Source organism: Perspicuibacillus lycopersici (assembly GCF_025660475.1).
GTDB lineage: Bacteria > Bacillota > Bacilli > Bacillales > Caldibacillaceae > Perspicuibacillus > Perspicuibacillus lycopersici.
Map to the genome: position 1 here is coordinate 196,556 of NZ_JAOUSF010000006.1, position 13,705 is coordinate 210,260.

The following is a 13,705-nucleotide window of genomic DNA, read 5'->3' on the forward strand; positions in this document are numbered from 1 at the left end:
AAGAGATAAAAAAATAGAAGGTGCTTATATGATAAAAGGAATTGGAATCGATATTGTTGAGATTGATCGAATACAAGAAAAACTGGAGCGGAATGAAAAACTAAAGCTTCGGATATTGACGGTAAATGAACGGAAAATATTTGAGGATTTATCGGAACGACGAAAATTGGAATTTCTCGCAGGAAGATTTGCCGCGAAGGAGGCATTTTCAAAAGCAAATGGAACGGGAATTGGTCGGGATTTATCGTTTCAAGATATTGAAATTGAAACGGATGCTCGAGGAAAGCCGACGATTGTAAAACCGATTTGTCATGGAGTTCATCTATCGATTACCCATAGCGAGAATTACGCAGTGGCACAAGTAATAATAGAAGAAATTTAAATAGATGGGAACATTATTCACCTTCCGAAAAAACATGTCCGATTCAGTAGCATAAATGAATAGTTTGTCTCATATATTCATAGTGCGATACATGGAGACAAGTTGGATTGATAAGGAAAATGCTTTGTTTTCGTTTTCTAGAAGCTTTAGGAGAACGAAAATAATAGGCAATAATTAGTCCCACTTTCTCTCGTTACGATTGAATCGAAACAAGGGGTGTGAATGATGAAAAAGAGATGGTTGTATCTGATAGGTATGTTAATGATCCTATTGTTGGCAGGATGTGGGACAAAATCCCAGGAAGAAATTGTGGAGAGCTTAAATGCTAAGGTAGAAGCTTTAAAAGGTTATAAGCTAAATGCCAAAATGACATTGACAATGGGTTCGGAAAACCAGTCATATGATGTGGAAATATGGCATAATAAACCGGATTTTTACCGAGTTCACATGAAAAATGCAGAAAGAAATCAAAGCCAAATGATCTTGAAAAACACAGAAGGTGTATATGTGTTAACACCAGCATTAAACAAAAGCTTCAAATTTCAAAGTGATTGGCCAAAAAATAGCAGTCAGCCGTATCTTTACGAATCACTTGTAGAAGATATTTTAAAAGATAGCTCAGCGAAGCTAACGGAAACAGAAGATCATTATGTGTTTGAAACGAAAACACGGTACCAATATAATAAAATGCTGCCAATACAAGAAATTACGTTTAATAAAAAAGATTTAACGCCAGTAAGTGTAAAAGTTATGGACCAGGATCGAAATGAAATGTTAGCGGTAGAATTTTCGAAAGCAGAATTTGATTCGAAATTTGATGAAGGCTCCTTTGACCTACAAAGAAATATGACGAGTGCACAAATAGAAGTACCAGTAAGCACTACGGAGCAAAATGAAACGAATGATTTTAATGTGTTAATTCCACTAGCAGAGCTACAAGGCACTAGTCTTGTCGATGAACAAGAGGTGGAAACCGATAATGGCAAGCGTGTTATTTTAACCTATGAAGGGGAGAAATCCTTCACGTTAATCCAGGAAAAGGTGGAAGTGATAAATACTGCTAGCATGTCTTCAACCTTTGTTAATGGTGATCCGGTTGATCTTGGATTTACAATTGGTGCATTAACAGGTAATACGTTACAGTGGACTGCCAATGGTGTGGAATATATGCTTGCATCCAATGATTTGACGCAAGAGGAAATGGTAATGCTAGCACAATCTGTTCAAGCAGCTCCAGAAAAATAAAGCAATGGCAAGATAGCCCTACTTATTTCGAGGGGGCTATTTTTGCGTCCAAAAAGCTTAGTCCCGTTAGTGACAATTATTTCGTCGTTCAAAAGCTTTCGATATTGACAGGTTTTATCGTTCCTTTATAATGAAATGATAAATATAGGCTGGGAGACATAAATATTTATTTACACTGCTGAGCAGACTGAATACAGCCTAAATATAAGAACTGAATAAAGGAAGTGTTCCTTTTGTTAGAAGCGTTTTATCGAGATACCTGGGTGGAAGTAGATATGGATGCAATAGCGGCAAATGTTCAGTCCATAAGAGAACAACTACCTTCATCTACACAAATGATGGCAGTAGTGAAAGCGAACGCATATGGACATGGGGCATTAGAGGTGGCAGAGATTGCCTTAAAATCTGGTGCTATATGGCTAGGGGTTGCGATACTCGAGGAGGCAATTTATTTACGAAAAAATGGTGTAACCGCACCAATTTTAGTTCTAGGTTATTGTCCTCCTGAATATGCTCATATTGCTGCAGATTACAGGATCTCGTTAACTGTTTTCCATAAAAATTGGCTAATTCAAGCAAAAGAATCTCTTAAAAAAGTATTGCCGATTCATTTGAAATGTGACACAGGCATGGGAAGAATAGGGGTCATTGATGAAGAGGAGCTAGTAGATGTTTTAGAAGAAATTGAACGTTCCGATTGCTTTGATTTCGAAGGGATATTTACCCATTTTTCCAAGGCAGATACAAAAGATAATCGCTATTATTTAAAACAATTAGCAACATTTAATCAATTTTTGGACATAGTAAAACAGAAGCCAAAATGGATTCACGCTAGTAATAGTGCAGCAACGTTACTTTATCAAGATGGATTATTTAATTTAACTCGTAGCGGGATTACCATTTATGGACTTACACCTTCAACAGAAATTAAAGATGATTTACCAATTAGTTTAAAGCCAGCCTTTTCCTTGCATTCAAAACTTGTTCATGTAAAAAATGTCAAAAAGGGAACCAAAATTGGTTATGGATGTACGTATACGGTTGAGTGCGATGATGAATGGATAGGCACAATTCCGATAGGCTATGCGGATGGATGGATTCGCGCATTACAAGGTCAAACGGTTCTAATTAACGGCATGCGGGCACCAATCGTGGGGCGTATTTGCATGGATCAATGTATGGTAAAGCTACCTTCCTATTTTCCTGTCGGAACAGAGGTAACGTTAATTGGAAAACAGCAGAACGACGAAATCACAGTGGACGAAGTTGCAGACAAATTACAAACAATTAATTATGAAGTGATTTGCATGATATCTAATCGAGTCCCAAGAGTATATAAAAAAGGTAACCAAGTAGTAAAAGTAGTAAATCACCAGTATTAAAAATGCGCGTAAATATAGAATTTCATTATTGGCGAAAGCCTGTATAGAAGGATAACACGCAGTTTACAGCTGGAAAGTGAAGTGTTTTCCTTTGGCAGAATCCGTTATTTTATATTTATTATTCAATACAACAAGTTTTTAAAACACTGCCTTTAATCAATCGCTCGCATAAAGTATGCTCCAAAGTAAAAATAAATATTTTTGTTGCATAAAGTATATGTTTAATGGTTGATAATAGGGTAGAAATAAAGGAAATAGCTTTTCTTTATAAAGGAATAGTGTTACTATGGAGTAAGAAATGTGTAGTCGAGTATGGTGGAGGTGTCTTTTGTGTCTGATTCCAGCGCAACACAAGAAATATTAGTGAACTTACCGCAAAGTCTATTATTAGAAATTGATGGTTTCGTAAAACAAGAAAATGTTAATCGTGATGAACTCATTTATCAAGCGACAAAAATGTTTTTACGTGAACGAAAAAAGAGACACATTCGCGAATCGATGCGAAGAGGATATATGGAAATGGCGAAAATAAACCTATCCATTGCATCGGAAGCTTTTCAGGCGGAATATGAGGCAGAACATACAGTAGAGAGATTAGTAAGCGGAGGATAAGCCTTTGATTGTAAAAAGAGGCGATGTTTTCTTTGCAGACCTTTCCCCTGTCGTTGGTTCAGAACAAGGTGGCACTCGACCTGTTCTTGTTTTGCAAAATGACATTGGTAATAGGTTCAGTCCTACTGTGATTATTGCTGCGATTACAGCTCAAATCCAGAAGGCAAAGCTGCCGACTCACGTAGAAATTAATGCAGAAAAGTACGGATTTGAACGGGATTCGGTAATATTATTAGAACAAATTCGAACAATAGATAAACAACGCCTAACGGATAAGATCACTCATTTAGATGAAGAAATGATGGAGAAAGTCGATGAGGCGTTGCAGATTAGTTTAGGATTAATCGAATTTTAATTCGAATACAACGCTCTTTTCAAACAAGAGCGTTTTTTCGTACATATTGGTCTCCTTTGTCAACGTTTCGGTAAGGAATATATGTGGGAAAGGTCATTTTGTGTTAACAGATTGTTCTGCCAAGGTAAGTCTTTATAGGCTTACTTTTTTTGTGTTTATAGAACGAATTTCCTATAAGAAAAATGGGAGTATATCCCTATATATTTGGGATTTAATCACTCATTGTTGACAATATATTTTAGTATGGTAACGTAAAATTATCTAATTCTTCGGAATTCCTATGAGAAAATAATTTACTAAAGAATGAATAAAAAATAACATAAAGGATGGGACAGAGGGGGGTTATACATTTGGATAAAAAAATAGCAAATTATATTAAAACCCATAAAGAATTAATATTAAGTAGATGGAAAAGTGAAATGAAGGAACAAGGTGATGAGCGATTTGTCCGTGTTGTTTCCAATCGCGTTTTTGACGGAGCTAGCCAGCAATTTATTGACTTAATAGTCTCTAATTTAATGGAATCGAACGAAGAATTTTCCCAAAGATTACATAAGTTTGCCGAGAATGTCGTACATATCGGCTGGCCATTAAATTTCGTAACACAGGGGATACGGAAATTTAATGAAATTATCTTCCATGGAATGAGTGAGGAAGGAGTTGTTACAAGGGAAAATTATATGGAATTTACAGAGGGCTTTGACAAATGGTTTGGCCCGATGAATGATGAAATATTGTCAACCTATACTTCCACATGGGAAAGAACAGTTACATTACAAAAAATAGCATTGAAGGAACTGTCAGCACAGCTTATACCGGTATTCGAGGGAATTTCGGTTATGCCGCTTATCGGGACAATTGATACGGAACGTGCAAAACAAATTATGGAAAATCTTTTACATGGTGTTGTGAAACATCGATCTGAAGTAGTTCTTATTGATATTACTGGTGTACCGATAATCGATACGATGATCGCACATCACTTAATTCAAGCAGCAGAGTCTGTCCGATTGGTAGGGGCAAAATGTATGCTTGTAGGTATTCGTCCAGAAATTGCACAAACGATTGTTACATTAGGAATAAATTTAGATTCTTTAATAACAAAAAACACATTGCAAGCAGGAATTGAAGCTGCATTGGAAATGACCAATCGAAAAATTGTTGGGGTGGAGGTTGAATCGTGAAAATCCCTATTTTAAAGCTACATGATTGTTTGTTAATTTCAATCCAATGGGAGTTGGATGATGAGACAGCATTACAATTTCAAGAGGATCTATTAAATAAAATTTATCAAACGAATGCAAGAGGTGTCGTTATTGACTTAACCTCAGTGGATATTATTGATTCTTTTATTGCAAAAGTTCTAGGCGATGTGGTCCATATGTCAAAATTAATGGGGGCACAGGTGGTACTTACAGGAATCCAGCCTGCGGTAGCCATAACGTTAATTGAATTGGGTATCAAACTGAATGATGTCCATACCGCATTGGATTTAGAAAAAGGTTTAAAGAAAATAAAGATGGAATTGGGGGAGTAGTTACATGACCCGATCCTTCGTCAATATAATCAATGAGTGGGACATCGTTGCTGCACGTCAGCTATGTCGAGAGTTTGCAAAGGAGTTGGGTTTTGGCATAGTTGACCAGGCCAGAATAACCACTGCGGTAAGCGAGCTTGCTAGAAATATATTTTTATATGCAAATCAAGGGATCATCATAGTTGAAAAAATAGAAAAAGACGGATCTGTTGGTTTAATAATTATTGCGGAAGACCATGGACCTGGCATAGGGAACTTAGCAAAAGCGATGGAGGATGGTTACTCTACTTCGGGCGGACTAGGTGCGGGATTACCTGGTGTTAAACGATTAATGGACGATTTTTCAATCGATTCAGAAGTTGGGAAAGGAACGGTTATTAAAACAGCAAAATGGCTTCGTTAGGGGGATCGTAATGGACTTTCAGGAATCGTTATTATGGAAATATAAGGATATCTTAACAAAATATTTAGCGGTTCAATCGGAACAAACGTTATATTTAACACAAAAGCTTAGCAAGGAGATATTAGAAAATCATATACCTCCTGAGGAAGTAATTAATCTACATAAATCGGTTTTAAATGAATTGATTCCGGAAGTCCCTAGTGAAGTCTTGGTATCATTTGATATTTTACTAGAAATTATGATGTCCTATGGTTTGGCATACTTAGAACACCAAAGTCTTCGATATAAACAAATGGAACTAGAGATGGAATTGGAATTTGGTGCGAACATGCAAAAGATGTTACTTGGTTCAGCTATTCCGAAATATGATTATTTAGATATAGGTGCTATCAGTATACCTGCGAAAATCATGAACGGAGATTATTTTCATTTTGACATTGATTCCGATCAAGAGCTAAAGGTTGCAATTGCCGATGTCATCGGCAAAGGAATTCCGGCCGCTCTTTGTATGTCCATGATTAAATATGCGGTGGATAGTCTTTCATACTCTAAACATAATTCTCCTGAGGTAGTACTCGAACGATTAAATCGTATCGTGGAAAAAAATGTTGATTTAGGGATTTTTATTACGATGTTTTATGGGAGCTACAATCCGAAGCAACATGTGATTCAATATGCATCTGCAGGGCATGAGCCTGGATTTTTTTATAATAAAAAAGAAAATTCTTTCGTCGACCTCCAAGCAAAAGGCTTATTGCTTGGGATTGATCCGCATGTAACCTATCCAAAGTTTGAAATAAGCTTGGAAATAGGGGATATGATTATTTTACTTTCCGACGGTGTCACGGAAACGCGTACCGAGGATGGCTTTTTAGAACGAGAAATGATTATTGATTTACTTAATAAATACATGCACTTGAGTGCACAAGAAATCGTAAATAATATTTATCGTGACCTTTCTAAAATTCAGCATTATCAAATTAGAGATGATTTTACCATGATAATTATGAGAAGGTTAGTTTAACCTTTATGGTTTGAGGGTATGAGAAAAACAGTTAGAGTTTAACGGGGTGGATACTCATGAATATTACTGTTGATGTAAACAAAACAGATGGTAATACGATAATGAAAATATCAGGCGAAATTGATGCCTATACAGCACCAAAATTAAAAGAAACAATCAATCAATTAACAAAAGAAGATGGAAAGAATGTAGTAATTGATTTAACAGATGTAATCTATATGGACAGTACTGGTTTGGGAGTGCTAGTAGCTGCGTTTAAAAAGATAAAAACGAACGGGGGTAGTTTTATCTTGACAGGATTATCCAACAGATTACAACGATTATTTACAATTACTGGATTATCAGAAATTATGGATATAAAGGGTGAATCGAAATGAATCAACCTGTCGATGTTGTGGAAGTGAAATTACCGCCAAAACCAGAATTTGTTGGAGTTGCACGATTAACAACTTCCGGTATTGCAAATCGGATGGGATTTTCATATGAAGCTATTGAAGATATGAAAATTGCTGTAAGTGAAGCAATTACAAATGCAATTCAGCATGCATATAAGCAAGAAGAAAATGGTACGATCAATTTACATTTCCATATTTACTCAAAAAAGCTTGAAATTATCGTTTCGGATAAAGGGGAAAGCTTTGATGTTGCTGAGGTGAGAGGAAAAACTAGGCCATATCATCAGGATGAGTCGATAGAATTCATGCGTGAAGGAGGTTTAGGTTTATTTTTAATTGAAACGCTGATGGACGAGGTAGAATTTCATCAAGAAGACGGCGTTAGTGTGCAAATGACAAAGTTTTTGGAAAGAGAGCAGGTGGAAATGGATGCAGAGGCATTCTCGCCAAAATGACCAGTCAAAAGAGGATGTTTTAACATGGATACGTAATTTTCAAGAGCATAATGATGAACATTCTCAAAATAATTTGGTGCTCCACTTTAAGCCGTTAGTAGAAACACTTGCAAGAAAGTATGCAAAGGGTAAGGATTTTTATGATGACTTATTCCAAGTTGGTATGCTTGGCCTATTAGGTGCCATCAGAAGATATAATGAGAGCTTTGGAAAAAGCTTTGAAGCCTTTGCTGTTCCGACCATTATTGGTGAAATCAAACGGTATTTGCGTGATAAAACATGGAGTGTCCATGTGCCAAGGAGAATAAAAGAGCTCGGGCCAAAAATCAAGTCTACAGTAGAAATGCTAGAAAAAGAGCTTTCTAGATCACCGACCGTATTAGAAATTGCAGAAAAATTACAGGTTTCAGAAGAAGAAGTATTAGAAGCGATGGAAATTGGGAAAAGTTATCGAGCGTTATCGGTTGACCATACGATTGATGCAGACTCAGACGGAGGAACAGTCACATTATTAGATATGGTTGGTACAGAAGAAGAAGGCTTTGAAAAGGTAGATCAACGTCTTGTTGTAGAAAAAGTGATGCATGTTTTAAACGAAAGAGAAAGACAGATCATCCAATATACTTTTATTGATCATATGAGTCAAAAGGAATGCGGAATCAAGCTAGGAATTTCGCAAATGCATGTGTCCAGACTACAGAGGAGAGCGGTACGTAAGCTGAAAGAAGCAGCAAATTTAGATATATCAAATCCGGAGTGTATGTTATGAATTGTTTTCAAAGCAGTAAAATTCACGTTTTTGCATCACAAGCGATGAAAAACGGGAATCAAGTTAATGGCGATGGGTATTATTATTATTTCTGTGATAATTATTTTATTTGTGTTGTAGCAGATGGATTAGGTAGCGGTGTGTATGCAAACGAATCATCGGAGGCAGTAATTTCTGTTGTGAAGGAACATCATGAAGAATCGGTCGATACGATAATGAATTATTGTAACAAAGTATTGAGTAATAAGCGTGGTGCGGCAGTATTACTTTTGAAGGTCTATTTTGATAAGCGAGAATTGGAATATAGTTGTATAGGAAATATTCGCTTTCTCATTTCTTCTCCATCAGGAAAGCTCATTTACCCAATTCCTGTAACAGGATATTTATCCGGGAAACCCCAATTTTTTCACAGTCAAACATATTCCTATCAACCTTCAACTAAATTCTTAATCTATTCAGATGGCCTAGCAATAAGAAGCGGTAAATCATATATAATGAACGAGCTCCCGATTGAACGTATTGCGGTCGAGCTTCAAGATTATATGATGAACAATCAACAGAAAGACGATGCAACCTTCATTATTGGTTCGATTAATCAATAAACGCTTATTTACTTCTGCTCGAAATTCGGGCAGTTTTTTATTTAGCCTATTTAATGAGCAATCTTAACATGTTTTGTGAAAGCTATATATAGTATGAGATAATATTCGTAGTTTGGTAAAATAAAGTGAATGTCTAATGAAGAGAATAGACAGGTAAATAAGGAAAAATTACCACGATCTATGTAGGAGTGAAACGTTTTGGTAGAAATTTTAGAAAAGAAATCGGATTTAGTTCTTCAAATAGCAAAAGAACTAAAAATTAAAGTTGGACAAGCGCAAAGTGTGATTGATTTAACGGAAGAAGGGAATACAATACCATTTATCGCGCGGTACCGAAAAGAACGGACTGGCGCGCTTGATGAAGTAGTTATTCGTGATATTCTTGAGCGCTGGACATATTTAATGAATCTTGAGGATAGAAAGGCAGAGGTCCTTCGTATAATCGAAGAACAAGGAAAATTAACGGACGAGCTCACTACGTTAATTACAAACGCAACAAAGCTTCAAGAAGTAGAGGATTTATATCGACCATATAAACAAAAGCGGAGAACGAAGGCTAGCATTGCGAAGGAAAGAGGACTAGAGCCACTTGCCAATTGGATGCTTTCACTTCCAGATAATGGTGATCTTGCCAGTGAAGCAGAAAAATATATAAACGAGGAATTAGCGGTTCTAACTAGGGAAGATGCAATTAATGGAGCGAAGGATATCATTGCAGAGGTTGTATCAGATCAAGCAGAAATTAGAAAATGGGTTCGTTTTGAAACATTAAAACATGGAATAATACAAGCTTCTGTTAAAAATGAAGAAAAAGATGAGAAGCGGATTTTTGAAATGTATTATGAATACGAAGAGCCTGTAGGAAAAATTGTGCCGCATAGGATATTGGCAATCAATCGTGGGGAAAAAGAAGATATTTTAAAGGTTGCCATTAAGCCAGATATCGACAAAATTTTAGCTTATTTACAAAAAACATTTATTACAAATGAACGCTCCAGTGTTGCGGCTGAAGTTTTCTCTGCGGTAGAAGACGGGTACAAGCGTCTGATTCAGCCATCGATTGAAAGAGAAGTTCGTAATGAATTAACGGAGAAAGCAGAAGAGCAAGCAATCCATATTTTTTCGGAGAACTTACGCAAGCTGCTCCTACAACCGCCATTAAAGGGAAAAATAGTTCTCGGTGTGGATCCTGCATATCGCACAGGCTGTAAATTAGCAGTTGTAGATGAAACCGGAAAAATGTTACATATCGATGTAGTTTATCCACATCCACCAGTTGCGAAAAGAGCCGAGGCAGAGAAAAAAGTACTCGATATTTTGAAGAAATTCAAAATTGAAATGGTTGCTATTGGTAATGGGACTGCCTCTAGAGAAACGGAAGAATTTATTGCAGAGCTGTTAAAGCAAATGGATGGTATTTATTATTTAATTGTCAATGAAGCAGGTGCAAGTGTTTATTCTGCTTCCGATTTGGCTAGAGAAGAGTTCCCGGATTTACATGTAGAGGAAAGAAGTGCGGTGAGTATTGCAAGAAGACTGCAGGATCCTTTAGCAGAACTAGTAAAAATAGATCCGAAATCTGTTGGTGTTGGACAATATCAACATGACGTTTCCCAGAAGAGACTACAGGAATCATTAACCTTTGTGGTAGAGACAGTAGTTAACCAAGTAGGTGTTAATGTAAATACAGCATCCTCCTCCCTTCTTCAATATGTATCGGGATTATCAAAAGCAGTTGCAAATAATATCGTGAAATATCGTGAAGAAAATGGAAAGTTTACGAATCGGAAGGAATTAAAAGGAATTCCGAGATTAGGTGCAAAAACATATGAACAAAGTATTGGCTTTTTGCGAATAGTCGATGGGGACGAACCGCTTGATCGTACGAACATCCATCCAGAAAACTATGCAAATGTAAATAAATTATTGAAGTCACTAGGATATTCAAAGGATGAAATTGGATCTGACAAACTGGTAGAAACATTAAATGGACTTCGCGTTCAAGATTTAACGAATGAATTAGAAATCGGGGATTTGACATTAAAGGATATTATCGATTCCTTGAAACGGCCAGAACGAGATCCGCGGGATGAATTATCTAAGCCACTTTTAAGAAAAGATGTATTACGACTGGAAGACTTACAGCAGGGAATGGAGCTACAAGGAACTGTGCGTAATGTAGTGGACTTTGGTGCATTTGTTGATATCGGTGTAAAACAAGACGGACTCGTTCATATTTCCAAAATGAGTCATCAGTTTGTTAAACACCCACTTGATATTGTATCTGTCGGTGATATTGTTACGGTTTGGGTAGATGATGTGGATATGAAAAAAGGAAGAGTCGCATTATCGATGGTGAAAAAATAGGAAAAAGAGGCTGGGACATAACAATTGATGTTTAAATGTAAGACGAACAAAAATTCGGATAGCGGAGGAAATATACGTAGACTCCTGCGGGAAAAGCATGAGCCGAAGACCCCGCACGAAGCGTAGCGGAGGAGGAGGCTAAGGCCATGCCCGCGGAAAGCGAAGTATATTTCCGGAGCGAATTTACCTACTTAACTTTATTCGGATTCTCTTACATAAAAATACTTTTGTCCCAGCCTCTTATATAGTTGAAATAACTAGGGATTTTCCTATTTACATTAAGAATAGTATTTTTTTCGATAAAAATTCCAGCATTGGTTCAATAGTTTTATTTGGTATCGATTTTTTTCCAAAAAAGCACGTTGGATTTGTTGTTTAAACCAATTAGGCATAATTTCTCCCTCCTTCGTTTAAAGAGAGGTATAGTATTTAACATCCATTATTTGATGAAATTATTTGGATATGAGAAAAACTTAACTAGGACGTTTGGATTTGAATCATCTCTAGCTGTGGATAGGTATCCTATAATAAATGTATGTTATAATGGGTTGTCAAGTTCACTAAGTAGGGGATAGAAATGAATAACGAGCAATTACAAATTTTAGTAGAAAAAATTTCCCTGGATTTTTTTAACCTTCCTTTCCTCCATCAGGCTATTTTTAATAATCGTCTCCGAACAACTGGTGGTAGATATTTGTTGAAATCAGGAAATATTGAAATCAATAAAAAGTATTATGAGATTCATGGGGAATCAGAATTAATAGGAATTATTAAACATGAACTATGTCATTATCATCTCCATCAAAGAGGGAGAGGGTACCAGCATAAAGATAAGGATTTTAAACAATTAGCTACAGAAGTAGGGGCACCAAGGTTTTGTACGCCGTTACCTAGTGAGCATCGTCCAACAAAACCAATAACCTTGCATTATTATCAATGTGCATCGTGTAGATTGCTGTATCGAAGGAAGCGGAGAGTCGACACCAAAAGATTTGTTTGTGGGAAATGTGGGGGGAAGCTGATTAAAATTGCTCGACCACGGTGAGGAAGACTGTCATTTATTTTCCAATTTTCCGGTCTCCATTTTTATCTTGAAATATTTTTTTGGAAATGTGTTGACTTTTAGTAAGAGACCATGTAAAATACTAAGAGTCGGTTGGCAATAACGAATATTCCGCAGTAGCTCAGTGGTAGAGCTATCGGCTGTTAACCGATCGGTCGTAGGTTCGAGTCCTACCTGCGGAGTTCCTATTATGGCCCCTTGGTCAAGCGGTTAAGACACCGCCCTTTCACGGCGGTAACACGGGTTCGAATCCCGTAGGGGTCATTATTATTCTTATAATAATTCTATATTGGTTTTTGCTTCAAAATTATTGGGCTATAGCCAAGCGGTAAGGCAACGGACTTTGACTCCGTGATTCGTTGGTTCGAATCCAGCTAGCCCAGCCACTTTTATTATAGCTTTAATATCGAATTTTATATTTTTGTATTAAATTCGAGTCATTAGCTCAGTTGGTAGAGCATCTGACTTTTAATCAGAGGGTCGCAGGTTCGAATCCTGCATGACTCACCATTTTATTTCTAACAGTTTACATTTATTTCTTGATTATAATATATAATAACTGGTATTATAGTGTTGTCGCCATAATTAAGCGGTCGTGGCGGAATGGCAGACGCGCTAGGTTGAGGGCCTAGTGGGAGTTAATCCCGTGGAGGTTCAAGTCCTCTCGGCCGCACCAAAAAAATATTTGACAATCATTTGATAATATGATAGAATAATTAAGTTGCTTGAATGCGCCCGTAGCTCAATTGGATAGAGCGTCTGACTACGGATCAGAAGGCTATGGGTTCGACTCCTTTCGGGCGCGCCATAAAAGTTACGGGAAGTAGCTCAGCTTGGTAGAGCACATGGTTTGGGACCATGGGGTCGCAGGTTCGAATCCTGTCTTCCCGATTTGATAAATTTATATTATATGCGGGTGTAGTTTAGTGGTAAAACTACAGCCTTCCAAGCTGTTGTCGTGGGTTCGATTCCCATCACCCGCTCCAATTACTATTGAACCTTGAAAACTGAACAAGACGAAGCGTTTAATTAAACTATTTTTAAAACATTTTTGAGCTAATCAAACACTTTTTGGAGAGTTTGATCCTGGCTCAGGACGAACGCTGGCGGCGTG

16 protein-coding genes and 8 tRNA genes are annotated in these 13,705 nt (G+C 37.0%); 23 read left to right on the forward strand and 1 reads right to left on the reverse strand.

Annotated features, from left to right (window positions below):
* Positions 1-28: 28 nt before the first annotated feature.
* From acpS to OEV98_RS16665, 14 genes are all read left to right on the forward strand, one after another.
* A complete protein-coding gene (gene acpS, locus OEV98_RS16600; RefSeq protein ID WP_263074472.1) occupies positions 29-382 on the forward strand; it encodes a holo-ACP synthase in 354 nt (117 codons plus the stop codon).
* Positions 383-607: 225 nt separating this feature from the next.
* The gene (locus OEV98_RS16605; RefSeq protein WP_263074473.1) at positions 608-1,627 is read left to right on the forward strand and encodes a LolA family protein; all 1,020 of its coding nucleotides are present in this window, start codon (positions 608-610) and stop codon (positions 1,625-1,627) included.
* A gap of 275 nt (positions 1,628-1,902) precedes the next feature.
* The gene (gene alr / locus OEV98_RS16610) at positions 1,903-3,009 is read left to right on the forward strand and encodes an alanine racemase (protein WP_407676527.1); all 1,107 of its coding nucleotides are present in this window, start codon (positions 1,903-1,905) and stop codon (positions 3,007-3,009) included.
* A gap of 330 nt (positions 3,010-3,339) precedes the next feature.
* Positions 3,340-3,621 carry a CopG family ribbon-helix-helix protein gene (locus tag OEV98_RS16615; RefSeq protein WP_263074475.1) on the forward strand — a complete coding sequence of 94 codons (282 nt, stop codon included), beginning with the start codon at positions 3,340-3,342 and terminating at the stop codon, positions 3,619-3,621.
* Between the two features lie 4 nt (positions 3,622-3,625).
* Positions 3,626-3,976, forward strand: a complete 351-nt coding sequence (locus OEV98_RS16620; RefSeq protein ID WP_263074476.1) for a type II toxin-antitoxin system PemK/MazF family toxin — start codon at positions 3,626-3,628, stop codon at positions 3,974-3,976.
* Between the two features lie 350 nt (positions 3,977-4,326).
* The gene (locus OEV98_RS16625) at positions 4,327-5,160 is read left to right on the forward strand and encodes an STAS domain-containing protein (protein ID WP_263074477.1); all 834 of its coding nucleotides are present in this window, start codon (positions 4,327-4,329) and stop codon (positions 5,158-5,160) included.
* Positions 5,157-5,513 (forward strand): STAS domain-containing protein, encoded by a 357-nt coding sequence (locus tag OEV98_RS16630; RefSeq protein WP_263074478.1) that lies wholly within the window; start codon positions 5,157-5,159, stop codon positions 5,511-5,513. The genes OEV98_RS16625 and OEV98_RS16630 overlap by 4 nt, the downstream gene beginning before the upstream one ends.
* Positions 5,514-5,517: 4 nt before the next feature.
* Positions 5,518-5,916: an anti-sigma regulatory factor gene (locus OEV98_RS16635; protein ID WP_263074479.1), complete on the forward strand. Its 399-nt coding sequence runs from the start codon at positions 5,518-5,520 to the stop codon at positions 5,914-5,916.
* Positions 5,917-5,926: 10 nt separating this feature from the next.
* Positions 5,927-6,940 carry a PP2C family protein-serine/threonine phosphatase gene (locus OEV98_RS16640; RefSeq protein WP_263074480.1) on the forward strand — a complete coding sequence of 338 codons (1,014 nt, stop codon included), beginning with the start codon at positions 5,927-5,929 and terminating at the stop codon, positions 6,938-6,940.
* Between the two features lie 56 nt (positions 6,941-6,996).
* The gene (locus OEV98_RS16645) at positions 6,997-7,317 is read left to right on the forward strand and encodes an STAS domain-containing protein (protein WP_263074481.1); all 321 of its coding nucleotides are present in this window, start codon (positions 6,997-6,999) and stop codon (positions 7,315-7,317) included.
* Complete coding sequence (gene rsbW, locus OEV98_RS16650; protein ID WP_263074482.1) at positions 7,314-7,790, forward strand: anti-sigma B factor RsbW; 477 nt, start codon at positions 7,314-7,316, stop codon at positions 7,788-7,790. Before OEV98_RS16645 ends, rsbW begins: the two co-directional genes overlap by 4 nt.
* A complete protein-coding gene (gene sigB, locus OEV98_RS16655; RefSeq protein ID WP_263074483.1) occupies positions 7,765-8,559 on the forward strand; it encodes an RNA polymerase sigma factor SigB in 795 nt (264 codons plus the stop codon). Before rsbW ends, sigB begins: the two co-directional genes overlap by 26 nt.
* Positions 8,556-9,161, forward strand: coding sequence for a PP2C family serine/threonine-protein phosphatase (locus tag OEV98_RS16660; protein WP_263074484.1), 606 nt, complete (start codon positions 8,556-8,558; stop codon positions 9,159-9,161). The genes sigB and OEV98_RS16660 overlap by 4 nt, the downstream gene beginning before the upstream one ends.
* Positions 9,162-9,359: 198 nt before the next feature.
* Positions 9,360-11,528, forward strand: coding sequence for a Tex family protein (locus OEV98_RS16665; RefSeq protein ID WP_263074485.1), 2,169 nt, complete (start codon positions 9,360-9,362; stop codon positions 11,526-11,528).
* Between the two features lie 278 nt (positions 11,529-11,806).
* Here OEV98_RS16665 and cmpA read toward each other — a convergent pair whose 3' ends face one another.
* Complete coding sequence (gene cmpA, locus OEV98_RS16670) at positions 11,807-11,920, reverse strand: cortex morphogenetic protein CmpA (protein ID WP_263074486.1); 114 nt, start codon at positions 11,918-11,920, stop codon at positions 11,807-11,809.
* Positions 11,921-12,105: 185 nt separating this feature from the next.
* On the opposite strand from cmpA, the gene OEV98_RS16675 reads away from it, so the two are divergent.
* The 9 genes from OEV98_RS16675 (at position 12,106) to OEV98_RS16715 (ending at position 13,577) form a co-directional block, all read left to right on the forward strand.
* Complete coding sequence (locus OEV98_RS16675) at positions 12,106-12,573, forward strand: SprT family protein (RefSeq protein ID WP_263074487.1); 468 nt, start codon at positions 12,106-12,108, stop codon at positions 12,571-12,573.
* A 128-nt stretch (positions 12,574-12,701) separates the two neighbouring features.
* A tRNA-Asn gene (locus tag OEV98_RS16680) sits at positions 12,702-12,773 on the forward strand.
* 10 nt (positions 12,774-12,783) lie between these two features.
* A tRNA-Glu gene (locus OEV98_RS16685) sits at positions 12,784-12,855 on the forward strand.
* A 47-nt stretch (positions 12,856-12,902) separates the two neighbouring features.
* Positions 12,903-12,977, forward strand: a tRNA-Gln gene (locus OEV98_RS16690).
* A 48-nt stretch (positions 12,978-13,025) separates the two neighbouring features.
* Positions 13,026-13,101, forward strand: a tRNA-Lys gene (locus tag OEV98_RS16695).
* A gap of 79 nt (positions 13,102-13,180) precedes the next feature.
* Positions 13,181-13,267, forward strand: a tRNA-Leu gene (locus OEV98_RS16700).
* A gap of 55 nt (positions 13,268-13,322) precedes the next feature.
* A tRNA-Arg gene (locus tag OEV98_RS16705) sits at positions 13,323-13,399 on the forward strand.
* A 9-nt stretch (positions 13,400-13,408) separates the two neighbouring features.
* Positions 13,409-13,482: transfer RNA gene (locus OEV98_RS16710), tRNA-Pro, on the forward strand.
* A 21-nt stretch (positions 13,483-13,503) separates the two neighbouring features.
* Positions 13,504-13,577, forward strand: a tRNA-Gly gene (locus OEV98_RS16715).
* The last annotated feature ends 128 nt before the right edge of the window (positions 13,578-13,705 follow it).

Bases quoted from the DNA above. Each gene is read 5' to 3' on its own strand.
- acpS (WP_263074472.1), top strand. From the start codon at position 29: ATGATAAAAGGAATTGGAATCGATATTGTTGAGATTGATCGAATACAA.
- OEV98_RS16605 (WP_263074473.1), top strand. From the start codon at position 608: ATGAAAAAGAGATGGTTGTATCTGATAGGTATGTTAATGATCCTATTG.
- alr (WP_407676527.1), top strand. From the start codon at position 1,903: ATGGATGCAATAGCGGCAAATGTTCAGTCCATAAGAGAACAACTACCT.
- OEV98_RS16635 (WP_263074479.1), top strand. From the start codon at position 5,518: ATGACCCGATCCTTCGTCAATATAATCAATGAGTGGGACATCGTTGCT.
- OEV98_RS16640 (WP_263074480.1), top strand. From the start codon at position 5,927: ATGGACTTTCAGGAATCGTTATTATGGAAATATAAGGATATCTTAACA.
- OEV98_RS16645 (WP_263074481.1), top strand. From the start codon at position 6,997: ATGAATATTACTGTTGATGTAAACAAAACAGATGGTAATACGATAATG.
- rsbW (WP_263074482.1), top strand. From the start codon at position 7,314: ATGAATCAACCTGTCGATGTTGTGGAAGTGAAATTACCGCCAAAACCA.
- sigB (WP_263074483.1), top strand. From the start codon at position 7,765: ATGCAGAGGCATTCTCGCCAAAATGACCAGTCAAAAGAGGATGTTTTA.
- OEV98_RS16660 (WP_263074484.1), top strand. From the start codon at position 8,556: ATGAATTGTTTTCAAAGCAGTAAAATTCACGTTTTTGCATCACAAGCG.
- cmpA (WP_263074486.1), bottom strand. From the start codon at position 11,920: ATGCCTAATTGGTTTAAACAACAAATCCAACGTGCTTTTTTGGAAAAA.
- OEV98_RS16675 (WP_263074487.1), top strand. From the start codon at position 12,106: ATGAATAACGAGCAATTACAAATTTTAGTAGAAAAAATTTCCCTGGAT.